The organism is Campylobacter concisus UNSWCS (assembly GCF_000466685.1).
Classification (GTDB): domain Bacteria; phylum Campylobacterota; class Campylobacteria; order Campylobacterales; family Campylobacteraceae; genus Campylobacter_A; species Campylobacter_A concisus_A.
Genome location: NZ_ANNG01000010.1, coordinates 142,790 through 156,117, shown reverse-complemented (window position 1 = coordinate 156,117; position 13,328 = coordinate 142,790). Strand labels below are relative to the sequence as shown.

Here is a 13,328-nt window from a genome sequence, read left to right as displayed (position 1 = left end):
CTCTTTAGCTGTTGATACTGATTGATTAACAGCAGTAGCATCTTGATTAGCAGTGTCTTGTATCTTTTTGATGTTTTCGTTTATGAGTTGTGCCATGACACCGAATTCATCTTTAGAATTTATATATATAGGATCTGCTTTATTTGTCTTATAGTTAAGTAGATCAAAGAAAGATAGTAGGCCTGTTTTTAGTTTGAGGATGATTTTTAGGAGGTAAGACGACATTAGAAGTGAAACTATCACAGAGATGATGATCGCTGCTAAGATAACGCCGATAGCTGAGTAAAATAGCGTATGCAAATCTTTTAAAAGTACATCCTCGTCCATCTCTCCAAATAGGTACCAATCAAGGCTTGGGATATATTTTGAGCCAATTATCAAATTTCTAGTGCCATCAAAGTGACGGATGACGCCGCCATTTTTATTCATCAAGACATCAAATTTCTCTTTGCCAAGGACATCTTTTACATTTACTTTGCCGACCCTGTCGCTCTTTTCTATCTTTACGATGCCACTTGAATCAACCATTAGGAATTTACTGCCCTCACCCATGGTTTTTGAAGTGACTAAATTTAAGATGTCATCAAGGTTCATGCCTATCGCGCTGACGCCATAAAATTTGCCGTCTTTTTCAACCTTGCTATTTACATAAAGCGTTAGCGAGCCAGTAGCTTCTGAGACTTGGATGTTTAGAGAATTTACCTCTTTGCCATTTTTAACGTCAAAGTACCAGCTATCACGTGGATTGTCCTTGCTAAGCTGCTTTAAAATTTTGTCGTTTGTGTAGTAGTTTAGAGTTCTATCAGAGACAAACATCGCCGTTGAGAGGTTAAACGCCTTCATAAGGTCGGTGTTGTAGTTAAAAAGCGTTGCTAATCCGTCTTTTGACTCGCCTTCGTCGATCCACTTAAGAAGATAGTCGTTTTTAGTCATCTGATAAGAGGTGTTAATGACCTTATCTATGGCATAGCCGATCTCACCTGCAACATTTGAGACGGCTAGTGGTAGCTCATCTTTCACAACTTTTTCTGTATATAGATTACGAGCTATGTTGTAACTAATGATGCTAACACCAACCAGTAGCAGCAAGATCACAGCTGTCAAAATAACAGAAATCTTAGTCCTTATTGATTTCATAAATCACTCCTTGATCAATATTTGCGTAATTATTCAACTTTTTATATAAAAGTAAAATTAATTTAAATAAATCTGAAATTTTGTTTTAACTATGTCACTTTGAGGGGTTATAATGACACAAATTTAAATCACTCCCTGCCATAAAGTGCTAAAAATTTCTAAGCAATTTTTCAAACTGCACACCATAGCTTGTGCGATTATTATCTTTTAGCGTGATCTTGATGCTCTCAAGCACAAAATTTGCTGCCTTTTTGATAGCATTTTGCATGCTTTCGCCATTTATAAGCGAGCCAAAAAGCACTGAAGCGAAGATATCTCCAGTGCCGCTTGCGTGAAAGGGCAAATACTCGTGAAAATACTCCACTTTTTCTTTCGTCTTTGCATCGTAAGCTATGATACCACACTCATTTTGCTTGTATCTAATGCCCTTTAAAACGATCTTTTGCGCGCCAAAACTAGCCAAGCCCTCAAGTAGCTCCAAAATGTAGTCCTCGCCGTATTCCTCGCTTAAAAATGACTTTTCACACATAAAACTTGCCTCAGTTATGTTTGGCGTGATTACATGTGCCTTTGTGCAAAGCTCTCTCATCTTTGCCACAAATTTCTCATCAAATCCGTGATAGAGCTTGCCATTATCGCCCATGCAAGGATCAACAAGCCTTAGCAAAGAGCCGCTATCAAATTCAGCAAAGACCTTTTCTATAAGCTCAAGCTGCCTAAAACTACCTAAAAATCCAGTGTAAATTCCATCAAAGCTGATGCCCTCTTTGTGCCAAACCTGCGTTATAGCGTCAAATTCATCAGTTAGATCACGAAAAGTGAAATTTTTAAAGCCAGTGTGAGTTGAGAGCAGTGCCGTTGGCAAGATGCATGCCTCGATGCCTTGGGCGCTGATTATGGGAAGTGCGACGGTGAGCGAGCATTTGCCCACGCACGAGATGTCTTGTATAGTTAAAATTCGCTTCATCTATCATCTTAATTTATAAAATTTAACGCCAGCAACGTCAGTTTGACAAACCACGCCGTCTTGCAAAAGGCTGTTTAAGATTTGCTTTGAGTGCTCTGAGAAATTTTCTTCGACATTTGCCATAGTTTGCGGACGGCGCTCTAGCATGGCTAAAATTTCACTCTTGCTAAATTCATACTTTTGCTCTATCTTGTGAGCCCTAGCTATGGTGACTGGCACGCCTTTTATCTTGCTTGCAAGCTCTTCAAGCCTACTAGCATCAACGCCTTTTACGTTGTAAGCTGGCGGGCGATCTATCGTACCCACATCCACTCGGTGCGGAGCTATCTCATTTATAGCCTCATTAAGCGCTATAAATTCCTCTTCTTTGTCGTTAAATCCAGCCACGACCAAAATTTCAAGCACAAGCTCACCCTTAAATTCCTTGCGAAATTTAGCCATTGCTTTTATAAGTTCATTTACTTCTATGCCACTTTTGTTGCGGTCTATCTTTTTAAATGTGCTTTGCACAGCGCTATCAAGGCTAAATTTAACTATATCAAGCCCTTTTAGCGCTTCAGAAATTTTTTGATCTCTCGCGCCTGAGCCGTTGCTTAGGATTAGAGTTTTTGCCTTGCCTTTTATCTCATTTACTTTTGCCACCAGCTCTTTTAAGTGCGGATAAAGAGTTGGCTCGCCATTTGCTGTAAGCGTGATGACATCGATGTTTTGATGAGATTTTAAAGCTTCTTTTAAAGCGCTTATGATTTCATTAACGCTTGGTGGATTTTCTATCTCTTCAACCGGCTTTGCGCCCTTTAGCTCGCAATAAACACAGTCAAAATTGCATGATTTTTGCTTTGGACTTAGATCGATGCCAAGGCTCATGCCAAAACGGCGTGAATTTATCGGCCCAAAGACCGGAGTGCTATCTTGCACTTTTTCTTTGAACCTCTTTTATGAAATATTTTGCGTTTTCAACTGGCACATCTGGCAAGATCCCATGACCAAGGTTGAAGATATGCGGTGCGCCTTTCATCGTGCTTAAAATTTTATCCACGCCCTCATCGATCGCCTTCTTGCTATATAGCCTTGTTGGCTCCATGTTGCCCTGAAGGACGTATCTTGGGCTAAGTTTTTCTTTCGCTAGTTCGATCGGCGTGCTCCAATCAACGCCAAAAACATCAAATTTACCTGAAATTTTATCCAGATATCCGCTGATACCTTTTGGAAAAACGATGACTGGGATATCTGGAAACTCAGCCTTGACGCTATCAACTATCTTGTTTATGTAGTTAAATCCAAACTCAAAATATGCCTGCTCTTCAAGCGCAGCCGCCCAGCTGTCAAAAATTTGCACCGCATTTACGCCAGCTTTTATCTGCTCTTTGACGTAAAGGATGAGCGCTTGCGTCACTTTTTCTAAAATTTGATGTAAAAATTCTGGATTTTCATAGAGCATCTTTTTGCAGACCGCATAGTTTTTGCTGCCTCCACCCTCTATCATATATGTAGCTATCGTCCATGGTGCGCCGCAAAAGCCAATTAGCGCCTTATCTTTGGCTAAATTTTCTCTTGTAAGTTTGATCGTGTCATAGACGTATGCTAAGCTTTTGACTGATCTTTCGATACTAAGTGCATCAAGTGCGGCCTCATCACGCAAAGGCTTTGTAAAAACTGGTCCCTCGCCCTTTTCAAAGCGCAGATCCATACCCATTTCAAGAGGCACGACAAGGATGTCGCTAAACAAAATAGCCGCATCAACGCCCAAGATATCAACTGGCTGAAGCGTGACCTCGCTAGCCTTTTTATAGTCTTTGCAAAGTGATAAAAAGTCCCCTGCTTTAGCTCTTACAGCCATATATTCTGGTAGATATCTACCAGCTTGGCGCATCATCCAAACAGGCGTGTATGGCGTAGGTTTTTTAAGGCAAGCGTCTATAAAAATCATCAAATTTCCTTTAAATTTTTAAATGGATATTATCCAAAAATAGCTAAAGAAAAGATGTAGGAGAAATTTTAAGCGTAAGAACGCTTAAAATTTTAGTGATCTCCCTTGTGAAGAAAGTAAAGTCCAAGACAAAGTGCAAGGATAGAAGCCGCAAGATAGGCCATCTCAAGCGGAGTTGTGAAATTTGCGTGAAGCACTCTTTGGAAGAAATTTACGATTAAAACCATGACGATCACTTTGCCAAGCTTGTCTTTTAGCTCATCAAGCGAATGCACTTCAAGCACCTTGCTCTGCTTTGACTGCTTTAGCTGTGTGATCTCTGAGATGAAAAGCTCGTAAATTCCAAAGCTAAATATATAAAGAACAAGCGCCATCAAGTATAGATCGATCGCTCCAACTATCTCGCCAACGACCTCTGAGTGGAAATTTTCAACGTGAAAATCTGCAGCAAAGAAATATTTATAAACCTCTAAAAGCACCTTGCCGACATCATAACTTGCGATGATGAAAAGTACGATCGCACCTAAAAGTCCAAAGACTACTGGAAAAAGCGTGAAACTGTTGCTTGCAAGCAAAATTCTCTCGAATATTTTACGCAATAAAAACCCTTTTTGTGAAATTTAAAAAGGGGGTATTTTATAGTTTTTTCCTTAAAATTTAGGTGCAAAATCGCAATTAATTTTAGCTCAGGCTACTCCTGCATCGCGATCCATTTTTGCGCGATCCTGACGGCATTTGTCGCAGCTCCTACGCGGATCTGGTCGGCACTGCACCTTAATTACGGCTTATTTAAATTTTAGTGGCTAGCATGTAGAAATTTAGCGGCGAGATTTCATTGTGATTTTTGTTTATTTGACTTTAAATTTAGGCTTGTTACAAGCATGATTTTAAGTCTTTTGGGCTAGAAATTTAACTCAAAAGACAAATTTCAATTAGCCAAAACGGTAAATTTAGCAGGCTAACGCTTTAGCCTGCAAGGGTTACTAAAACAAGCTATTTACGCTTTCGTTGTGATAAACACGGCGTATCACTTCGCCAAAGAGTGAAGCTGTGCTTAGCACTTTTATACAAGGGAGTTCTTCTTTTAATGGGATCGTATCAGTCACCACTAGCTCGTCTAAAAAGCCAAGTTTTAGCCTATCATAGGCTGGTCCGCTAAGCACTGGGTGCGTGCAAAACGCCATTACGCTCGTTGCGCCACGCTCTTTAAAAATCTCAGCCGCTTTTACTATAGTGCCAGCAGTGTCGATCATATCATCGACCAAGATCACATCTTTGCCTTTAACATCGCCGATCACGTTCATCACTTCGCTCTCGTTTGCCTTCTCGCGACGTTTATCAACGATGACCATATCTAATAAATTTAGATTTTTCGCCAAGGCTCTAGCACGAGCCACGCCGCCTACATCTGGGCTTGCGACGACTGGATTTGGTAAATTTTTAGCTTTTACGTAATCGTTAAAGACAATGCTACCATAAAGGTTATCTACTGGGATGTCGAAAAATCCTTGAATTTGTCCTGCGTGAAGGTCCATCGTCACGACTCTGTCGATGCCTGCTGTTTGCATCATATTTGCCACTAGTTTTGCAGTGATAGGCACTCTTGGGGCTGCTTTTCTATCTTGTCTAGCATAGCCAAAATACGGCACGATCGCTGTTATAGAGCTTGCGCTACTGCGTTTTAAAGCATCAGTTAAAATAAGAAGCTCCATTAAATTTATATTTGCTGGGGCGCATGTTGGTTGGATGACAAAGACATCTTTTCCACGCACGCTTTCGCCGATTTGCACGCTGATCTCACCATCGCTAAATCTTTTTATGCTAGCTTCACTGAGCGGAAGCGACAAATATTGCGAAATTTTCTTCGAAAGCTCGATATTTGCGGTGCCTGAGAAAATTTTATAGCCTCTCATAATAGTAACCTTTTTTAGTGATTTTTATGTTGGGATTTTATCAAAATGAGCTTTAAATTTAAATTTATTTACCAACTAATTTTAGCCAAATTTTATACTCCAAAAGGCAAAATTTACACCAAATTTTTAAACTATTTTATATTTATAAATTTATAAGGACTAAGATAACAAGCATGTTTAAGATATGTAGAATTTACGACTTTATTAAAAGCGACGACGAGAGTTTTAAAGGTGTCTTTATCGATAGACTTTATCCTAGAGGCGTGAAAAAAGAGATCTTTTCTAGCTTCATCTGGCTAAAATCAGTCACTCCATCAAACGAGCTAAGGTCATGGTTTCATGAGGATAAGGAGGCTAGGTTTGATGAGTTTTGCAAAAGATTTAGGCAAGAGCTAAATGGCAAAGAGGAGCAAGAGGGGCTAAAAGAGCTTAAAAAGCTAGAAAAAGAGTATAAAAACGTGGCGCTTCTAACTGCTGTCAAAGAGCCAGAATTTAGCCACGTTAAGGTGATAAAAGAGGCGCTTAGTTCTTTATAAAGCCACTTGCGATGACGCGATCACCTTCATACATCACGCAAAGCTGACCTTGCGCTACGCCAAGTGCGTTTTGATTTAGCGTTAGCTTTGCGGTTTTGCTAGCTTTATCAACCTCTACAAAAGCCTCAAGTCTAGGGCTTCTATACCTTATCTTTGTTTCGCACTCAAATTTATCTTCATCTATAAATAAATTTACGTTTTCAAGCTCAACCACCTTTTGAACAAGGTCATCTTTCGTGCCGACAACGATCTCATTTTTATCAGCGTTTATCTTGATGACAAAGTGTGGCTCATGAGCGCCAAAAACCTCAAAACCACGGCGTTTGCCGATAGTGTAGTGCATGTAGCCTTGATGGCGGCCGATGATATTGCCGTCTTTATCAACCACATTGCCTGGTAAATTTGTGTTGTAGTGCTTGTTTAAAACCTCGATGTAGGTATTTTCCACAAAGCAAATTTCACTGCTTTCTGCCTGCGTAGCGAACTCTTCAAGCACTTTTACGCCTCTTGCTAGCTCTTTTATATCTTTTTTAAATTTATCTCCAAGTGGAAAAATGACATCTTTTAGCACCTCTTTTGGCACCTGAGCTAAAAAGTAGCTTTGATCCTTGCTAGGATCCTTGGCGCAGGTTATAAAACCATCAACCACCTGCACGTAATGCCCAGTAGCAAGCTTCTCGCAGCCATTTGCCTTTGCAAAGTCAAGTAGCGCACCAAGCTTTATAAATTTATTACACAAAGCGCAAGGATTTGGCGTTTTGCCCTCTTTGTAGAGCCTGACAAATGGGTCATAGACATATTCGTTAAATTTATCCTGCAGATCGAGTATATGCACCTTGATGCCAAGATATTCGCCCACTTTTTTGACTTTTCTGATGTTTTCTTCGTGGTATCCTGGCTTTTGATGAAGCATCATGTAGCAGCCTTGCACCTCATGCCCAGCCTCTTGCAGAAATTTAGCCGTCATCGTGCTATCTACTCCGCCGCTCATTGCAACCATTATTTTCATATTTTTACCTTTTTTAAATTTAAAGGCGATATTTTATATCTTATTTTTAAATAGCCAAAATTTCGCTTACGATAAGCTCCAGATCATCGGTGATTTTATATAAGCTTAGATCTTCTTCGTTTATCGTTTTTTGAGGGATCAGCGTCTTTCGTATAAACTCATCAAGCCCTTGCCAAAACTCGCATCCATAAAGAAAAATTTTCACTTTTTTGCTGCCAACATGAGCAAGTACCAAAATTTCAAATAGCTCATCAAGTGTGCCAAAGCCGCCAGGGAAGACGACAAATGCGATAGAGCTGTCAGTTAGGGCAAATTTTCTTGGGCTTAAATTTGAAAAGAGATATTTTGCGGTGACGTATGGATTTGTTTGTTGTTCAAACGGCAGCCTCACGTTTAGTGCGACGCTAGGGGACTTTGCGCTATCAAACGCACCCTTGTTTGCCGCTCTCATTATGCCATCTCCTCCGCCAGTTAAGATGGCAAAACCTAGCTCATTTAGCTTGTAAGCTAGCTCGTATGCCTTTTTGCAGTAGAAATTTTCTTCATCAAATCTAGCCGAGCCAAAGAAGGTTACATTTTTGTTTTTATACTTTAAAACGCTTGGAAATTTTAAGAGATCATTTACTAATTCATTCATTATTTTAACTGCTGAAGCCTCTCGCGTTTTGAGCCTATCTGAGTGATCTGTATGCCGAAGTTGCCATCTATTATGACCACTTCGCCAAGAGCTATCACCTTATCTCCTATCAAAATTTCAAGCGGGTCGTTTGCTAGCTGATTTAGCTCGATGACTGAGCCTATATCCATAGTGAGCACATCTTTTAAGAGCATCCTTTTTGAGCCGATACGAACACGCATTGGTAGTCTAACGTCCATGATAAGGCCGATATTTCTCATCTCTTCTGCGCTAAATTCGCCCTTTAGTGCATGAGGAGCGGCTGCAGCTTTTGCGCCATCTGCTGGCTCACTTTTAGCAGGCTCAAAAAATCTCATAAGCGTGTGATCGCAGACAAAAGCCACATGCTCATTTAGATCCTCGATCTTTATGTTAAACAAAAAAAGCTTTTCAAAAACGCTAAAATCAAGCGATGAGTTTTCATCTAAGAAATTTACATTTATCACCTCAAAGCTGATCTTTGGCATGCCTTTTTGCGCTCCAAGAGAGGTGCTAAATGCGCTAAAAAGGTTTGAAAATATCTCTTTTGCAGCGTCAAGCTCGTCGCTACCGAGGTTTTCATTCTTTGAAATTTCCTCTTCGCCCATCATCCACTCGCTAACTGCGCTTATGAGTACCGGCGTGCAGGCGATCTCAGCTTTTGCATTGATGTCGCCACTTAATGTCACGCTAGCCATGACAACTGGCGGTTTTATCCCGTTTTGCGCTGGCGCGTCAAATTCATTTCTCTCACCGATCTCTGGCGCTCTGCCAGTTAGCCCTTCGATGGTCGCTTTTAACTCATTTGAAAAGATGTTAAAAAATTCATTCGTCATTATCTTCGCTCTCTTCTTCGTTGTTGTGTTCGTTGGCCTCGTCGTATGCCATTAGTTTTGCTTTTCGCTCTTCTTCGTATTTTTCTAGGATGTGTTTGATCTCGTCTTTGTCAGAGCGGATTAGCTGCTCGATCTTGATAGACTTTCTAAATCTATGAAGCCCAACTTCAGCCAAAAATACCTCTTTTTTATCGATGCAAACGATCGCCTTATCATCAGCACCTCTATCAAGCCTTAAGATATCGCCCTCTTTTAAATTTAAAAACTCATTTACGCTAACTATTGATTTACCAAGGATCGCCTCATAAAGCACCTCGGCACGGCCTATTAGCGTTTTTAGCTCTTTGTTTCTACTCTTTTTAGCGCTCGTTTCGCCAAGCATGATGTCTCTGTTTGCAAGGCGCGATAGGATCGGCTCTAGGTAGATGACTGGATAGCATAAATTTATCATGCCGCTTGAGCCACCAACGATGATCTCCATGACGACCATGATGACGATCTCGTTTTGAGATACGATCTGCACGACGTTTGGACTGCTCTCTTTTGCTTCGACGTTTGGATACATATCAGTTATCATCGACCAGCTCTCTTTTAGACGCTGCATGATCATCCTAAGCACCGCATCTAGTAAATTTACCTCGATGTCAGTTAGCTCTCTGTTTGCCTCGAAATTTTCTCCAGTTCCGCCAAGTAAGCGGTCTATCATAGGAAATGCTATGCTTGGATTTATCTCTAAGATGCAGTTTCCATCAAGTGGCTTGATAGAAAAGACGTTAAAGCTAGTTGGACTTGGCAAACTCATCAAAAACTCGCCGTATGTCATCTGATCGACGCTGTGAAGCCTAAGCTCGACGATACTTCTCATAACGCTTGAAATTTGACTAGCTAAATTTCTAGCAAGCTTGTCGTGGATGCCTTTTATCGCGCGGAGCTGCTCTTTACTAACGCGGTTTGGACGCTTGAAGTCATAGATAATGATCTGTTTTTGCTCGCCTTGTGGGCTCTCTTCTATCTCGATATTGCTCGTATCGCCGTCTTCGTCGACGACTTCAAGTAGCGCATCTATCTCTTCTTGACTTAAAATATCAGCCATTAAACCCCCAAGCTGCGTCTGATGCGATCAAGCAAACGTTTATGAATTTGTGAAATTCTACTCTCGCTGATGTTCATTATCTCGCTGATCTCTTTTAAATTTAGCTCTTCGTAGTAGTAAAGCTGAACTATCATCTGATCACGCTCGTCAAAGTCTTTTAACGCACTTTCGATCTTTAAGATAAGATCCTCTTTTTCTACGCTTTTTTCAACATCGCTTTGACCGATTAGCTCCATTTGCTCGTCTATTGGCAAAATGGTGATGATACCGCTAACGCCTCTTGCCTCCCTTATCTTTTCGATATCTTCATTTAGTTTTTCAGCCAGATACTCGTCGCTTGGCTCTTCTTCGTGCGTGTTAAAGTAGTTATCTATCTCGGTATTTATGCTCTTTACTAGCTTTCTGTCGCTTCTACTAACGACATCAAGCGCTCTTAGGTAGTCAAGCATCGAACCATAAATTCTCTTTTTGCCATATCCCCAAAATGAGTCGTTTTGCTCTTTGTCATACTTCCTGCTAAGCTTTATCATCTCTTCAACGCCAACGCTTATAAGGTCGTTTACGTCGATACTTGAAGGCAAGCGCTCCTTTAGCCTAAACGCCATCGCGCGCAGAGCTGGCATGTATTTTAAGACGATCTCGTCTTGCTCTTTTTTAATGGTGCTCTTATAAGCGTTAAGCTGCTTTTGCTTTAGTTCGTACATTTTGCTTACCAGAGTCTAAATTTTCGGTGGTTACTTTTAGCATGATATTTTCCATCCGTTTTTCCCTAACGTTTAGCTCAGAGATGAGATAGTCTGCGATCTCCTCATGTCTTTGCTTGTCAAAAAATTTCTTCAAAGTCCTTTTTACATCGACGTAGTTCATTATCACGATGTGAATTATAAGGTAAAAAAACAAAGTAATAACTAGCGTATAAACGAGCATTTCGATAGGCTCACTCACCTTTAGCAAGGTAAAAACTATGCCTATGAAAAATCCACAAACCGTAAAAAATGCTATAAAATTTTCTGCACGCAAAGCTCAATCTCCATTAAAATTGTTCTATCAAACGCTTAAAGAAGCCCCCAAAGCTCCTGCTTTGCTCATCTTTAAGCACTTTTCGTTCCAACCTATAAAGCAAATTCGAAGCTATCTGCTTGATCTGCACGCTAGCAGAGCCGTAAGCTTCGTCATCTGTAAAGAGTGTCCTTTGCTTTATGCTCCTTGCCACGCTCTTATCAGAAGCCACGTAGCCAATTAGCTCTAAATTTAAGTTTGGTCCGATATTTGCATTTGCCACTCGCTTTACATTTTCATAAATTCTAGTGGCCTCAGCCTCGTTTTTTACCATATTTAGTAGCAAAAGCTCGTTATTTTTAAATCTTGAGACGATCTTTATGACCGCATACGCATCGGTTATCGCCGCAGGGTCAGGCACGGTCACCACGACAACCTCATCAGCTGCCTCTAAAAAGAGCTGCGTACTGCCGCCTATGCCAGCACCGGTGTCGATGATCAAAAAGTCAAGCCCATCAAGCTCGCTAGCCTCATCTAAAAATCTCTCAAATAAAAATTGATTGTTAAATTTCAAAATTTCATCGCCGCTCTCGCCAGGGATGAGGATCAAATTCTTATTTATAGGTATCAAGATATCTTTTAAACTGCACTCGCCTTTTAGTACGTGAAGCAGGTTTTTGCCCATTTTGACGTTTAAAATAACATCAAGGTTTGCAAGGCCGATATCAGCGTCAAAAAGCCCTACTTTATAGCCATTTTGTGACAAGACATTTGCCAAATTTGCACTTATCGTGCTCTTGCCAACGCCGCCTTTGCCGCTTGTAATCGCTATAAAATGCGTATTTTTAGCCTTATTTTGAGACTGGACTAAATTTTGTAGTTTTTGCGCTTGGTTATTCATCGCTAGCCTTTTGCTTTGTAAAGCCGTCAAACACGCACTCTACTAAAAATTCACTCTTTGCCTCCACAAGATCGTCAGGCACCTCTTGACCCACGCTAAAGTAGCTAACTGGCGTGTTTGTCTCATATATCAGCGAAAAGACGTTGCCAAAAATTTTAGTCTCGTCAAATTTTGTGATTATTAAAGTGTCGATCTCTAAAAATGAAAATCCATTATAAATTTCTATTAGATCCTCGACCTTTGAGCCAGCTGAGAGGACTAAATTTACATCGATCTTTGCACCGCTATGCTTTAAAAATTTATCAAGTCTTTCAAGCTTTTCTTTGTCGTACTGCGAATTTCCAGTGGTGTCGATTAGTATCACGTCGCAGTAGCTAAGCTGCTTTATGGCGTTTTGAAAGTCCTCGACCTCTATGACGTCAAGGATCGGTAGCTTCATCATCTTAGCATACTGAAATAGCTGCTCGACCGCTCCGATACGGTACGTATCAAGCGTGATGATGCCCGTTTTATAGCGCTTTTCGTTGCCGTAAGCAAAACGAGCCGCGAGCTTTGCAAGAGTCGTCGTCTTGCCAACTCCAGTTGGACCAACTAGCATCATTATGCGCTGTTTTTTGTCACCGAGCTCTTTTCTGCAAGGTAGCATATTTCTTAAAAGTGAGTAGAAGTATCTTTTTACCGCGGTTGGGTTGCTTTTCATAGAGACTGGCAAATTTTCAAGCGTCGTTTGCATGATCGCCTCTAAATGCTCCTCTTTCATGCCGCTTTGTTTTGCGAGCTTGTAGATGCTAGCAAACTCTGGCGGGATCGAGAGATTGTTGCGATTTGGGGCTTTTTCGTCCCAGATCATGTCAGTTATCAGCCCTATTTTCTCGCTAAGCACGCTTACTTGCTTTGCCACGTCGTCTATTTTTTTATTCATGCCATTTGTATTTGGCTCTTTTATCTCGTTCATATCGACATTTGCGATCGCGCTTATCTCTTTTGCGACGTCTGAGATGTTTAAAAGCACGCTCTCATTTGGATCGTAAGGCTCAGGCGACGTCGTCTTTGGTTCAAATTTAGCAGGCTCCTCTTTTATCTCAAATTTTGGCTTTGGAGGCTCGTAGTTTTTACTAAATTTAGAGTAGGCATTTTCATAGTTTATAGCTTTTACATTTGGCTTTGGCGGCTGCTTTACCTCGTCCTCTTCGACGCTTACTAAAATTTCATAAAGCGGCTTTTTGTTTATCGTTTTGGCTTGAATTTGCTTTGTGGTAACGAGTATGGCCTTCTCGCCGCACGCTTCTTGAGCCTTTTTCAAAGCCTCGATGGTGCTCTCACCTGTAAAAGTATGAAATTTTGTAGCCATT

At 40.8% G+C, this 13,328-nt stretch carries 15 protein-coding genes and 1 pseudogene; 1 reads left to right on the top strand and 15 read right to left on the bottom strand.

Annotation, left to right across the window (positions count from 1 at the left end; translation table 11 throughout):
* The 7 genes and pseudogenes from UNSWCS_RS03955 to UNSWCS_RS03930 all read right to left on the bottom strand — a co-directional run.
* On the bottom strand, window positions 1-1,137 hold a 1,137-nt coding region (locus UNSWCS_RS03955), incomplete at its 3' end, for a cache domain-containing protein (RefSeq protein WP_035143435.1).
* A 148-nt stretch (window positions 1,138-1,285) separates the two neighbouring features.
* Window positions 1,286-2,104 carry a pyridoxamine kinase gene (locus tag UNSWCS_RS03950; RefSeq protein ID WP_021087326.1) on the bottom strand — a complete coding sequence of 273 codons (819 nt, stop codon included), beginning with the start codon at window positions 2,102-2,104 and terminating at the stop codon, window positions 1,286-1,288.
* Between the two features lie 3 nt (window positions 2,105-2,107).
* Entirely contained in the window at window positions 2,108-3,022 is a 915-nt protein-coding gene (locus UNSWCS_RS03945) for a radical SAM protein (protein ID WP_021087327.1), read from the bottom strand.
* A complete protein-coding gene (gene hemE, locus UNSWCS_RS03940) occupies window positions 3,012-4,034 on the bottom strand; it encodes a uroporphyrinogen decarboxylase (protein ID WP_021087376.1) in 1,023 nt (340 codons plus the stop codon). The genes UNSWCS_RS03945 and hemE overlap by 11 nt, the downstream gene beginning before the upstream one ends.
* Window positions 4,035-4,126: 92 nt before the next feature.
* Complete coding sequence (locus UNSWCS_RS03935; RefSeq protein WP_021087398.1) at window positions 4,127-4,633, bottom strand: YqhA family protein; 507 nt, start codon at window positions 4,631-4,633, stop codon at window positions 4,127-4,129.
* 92 nt (window positions 4,634-4,725) lie between these two features.
* Window positions 4,726-4,812: pseudogene (locus UNSWCS_RS12455) on the bottom strand (hypothetical protein); the annotation flags it as partial.
* 205 nt (window positions 4,813-5,017) lie between these two features.
* The gene (locus UNSWCS_RS03930; protein WP_021084389.1) at window positions 5,018-5,947 is read right to left on the bottom strand and encodes a ribose-phosphate pyrophosphokinase; all 930 of its coding nucleotides are present in this window, start codon (window positions 5,945-5,947) and stop codon (window positions 5,018-5,020) included.
* Window positions 5,948-6,120: 173 nt separating this feature from the next.
* On the opposite strand from UNSWCS_RS03930, the gene UNSWCS_RS03925 reads away from it, so the two are divergent.
* Window positions 6,121-6,483, top strand: a complete 363-nt coding sequence (locus tag UNSWCS_RS03925; RefSeq protein WP_009294214.1) for a DUF488 domain-containing protein — start codon at window positions 6,121-6,123, stop codon at window positions 6,481-6,483.
* Here UNSWCS_RS03925 and mnmA read toward each other — a convergent pair.
* From mnmA to flhF, 8 genes are read right to left on the bottom strand one after another with little or no spacing between them, the layout of a single operon-like run.
* On the bottom strand, window positions 6,470-7,522 hold the full coding sequence (gene mnmA / locus UNSWCS_RS03920; RefSeq protein WP_265182489.1) for a tRNA 2-thiouridine(34) synthase MnmA: 1,053 nt from the start codon (window positions 7,520-7,522) through the stop codon (window positions 6,470-6,472). The genes UNSWCS_RS03925 and mnmA overlap by 14 nt on opposite strands.
* A gap of 16 nt (window positions 7,523-7,538) precedes the next feature.
* Complete coding sequence (locus UNSWCS_RS03915; protein WP_021087418.1) at window positions 7,539-8,129, bottom strand: TIGR00730 family Rossman fold protein; 591 nt, start codon at window positions 8,127-8,129, stop codon at window positions 7,539-7,541.
* The gene (fliY, locus tag UNSWCS_RS03910) at window positions 8,129-8,983 is read right to left on the bottom strand and encodes a flagellar motor switch protein FliY (RefSeq protein WP_021087313.1); all 855 of its coding nucleotides are present in this window, start codon (window positions 8,981-8,983) and stop codon (window positions 8,129-8,131) included. The genes UNSWCS_RS03915 and fliY overlap by 1 nt, the downstream gene beginning before the upstream one ends.
* Window positions 8,973-10,076, bottom strand: a complete 1,104-nt coding sequence (gene fliM / locus UNSWCS_RS03905; RefSeq protein ID WP_012140115.1) for a flagellar motor switch protein FliM — start codon at window positions 10,074-10,076, stop codon at window positions 8,973-8,975. The genes fliY and fliM overlap by 11 nt, the downstream gene beginning before the upstream one ends.
* A complete protein-coding gene (locus tag UNSWCS_RS03900) occupies window positions 10,076-10,780 on the bottom strand; it encodes an RNA polymerase sigma factor FliA (RefSeq protein ID WP_004317527.1) in 705 nt (234 codons plus the stop codon). Before UNSWCS_RS03900 ends, fliM begins: the two co-directional genes overlap by 1 nt.
* A complete protein-coding gene (locus UNSWCS_RS03895) occupies window positions 10,752-11,096 on the bottom strand; it encodes a hypothetical protein (RefSeq protein ID WP_012140116.1) in 345 nt (114 codons plus the stop codon). Before UNSWCS_RS03895 ends, UNSWCS_RS03900 begins: the two co-directional genes overlap by 29 nt.
* A gap of 13 nt (window positions 11,097-11,109) precedes the next feature.
* Complete coding sequence (locus UNSWCS_RS03890; RefSeq protein ID WP_021087392.1) at window positions 11,110-11,976, bottom strand: P-loop NTPase; 867 nt, start codon at window positions 11,974-11,976, stop codon at window positions 11,110-11,112.
* The gene (gene flhF / locus UNSWCS_RS03885; protein WP_021087296.1) at window positions 11,969-13,327 is read right to left on the bottom strand and encodes a flagellar biosynthesis protein FlhF; all 1,359 of its coding nucleotides are present in this window, start codon (window positions 13,325-13,327) and stop codon (window positions 11,969-11,971) included. The genes UNSWCS_RS03890 and flhF overlap by 8 nt, the downstream gene beginning before the upstream one ends.
* Window position 13,328 lies beyond the last annotated feature (1 nt).

Excerpts from the sequence above, each read along its gene's own strand:
- hemE (WP_021087376.1), bottom strand. The coding sequence starts at position 4,034 with ATGATTTTTATAGACGCTTGCCTTAAAAAACCTACGCCATACACGCCT.
- UNSWCS_RS03915 (WP_021087418.1), bottom strand. The coding sequence starts at position 8,129 with ATGAATGAATTAGTAAATGATCTCTTAAAATTTCCAAGCGTTTTAAAG.
- UNSWCS_RS03900 (WP_004317527.1), bottom strand. The coding sequence starts at position 10,780 with ATGTACGAACTAAAGCAAAAGCAGCTTAACGCTTATAAGAGCACCATT.
- fliM (WP_012140115.1), bottom strand. The coding sequence starts at position 10,076 with ATGGCTGATATTTTAAGTCAAGAAGAGATAGATGCGCTACTTGAAGTC.
- flhF (WP_021087296.1), bottom strand. The coding sequence starts at position 13,327 with ATGGCTACAAAATTTCATACTTTTACAGGTGAGAGCACCATCGAGGCT.
- UNSWCS_RS03925 (WP_009294214.1), top strand. The coding sequence starts at position 6,121 with ATGTTTAAGATATGTAGAATTTACGACTTTATTAAAAGCGACGACGAG.
- UNSWCS_RS03930 (WP_021084389.1), bottom strand. The coding sequence starts at position 5,947 with ATGAGAGGCTATAAAATTTTCTCAGGCACCGCAAATATCGAGCTTTCG.
- fliY (WP_021087313.1), bottom strand. The coding sequence starts at position 8,983 with ATGACGAATGAATTTTTTAACATCTTTTCAAATGAGTTAAAAGCGACC.
- UNSWCS_RS03890 (WP_021087392.1), bottom strand. The coding sequence starts at position 11,976 with ATGAATAACCAAGCGCAAAAACTACAAAATTTAGTCCAGTCTCAAAAT.
- UNSWCS_RS03950 (WP_021087326.1), bottom strand. The coding sequence starts at position 2,104 with ATGAAGCGAATTTTAACTATACAAGACATCTCGTGCGTGGGCAAATGC.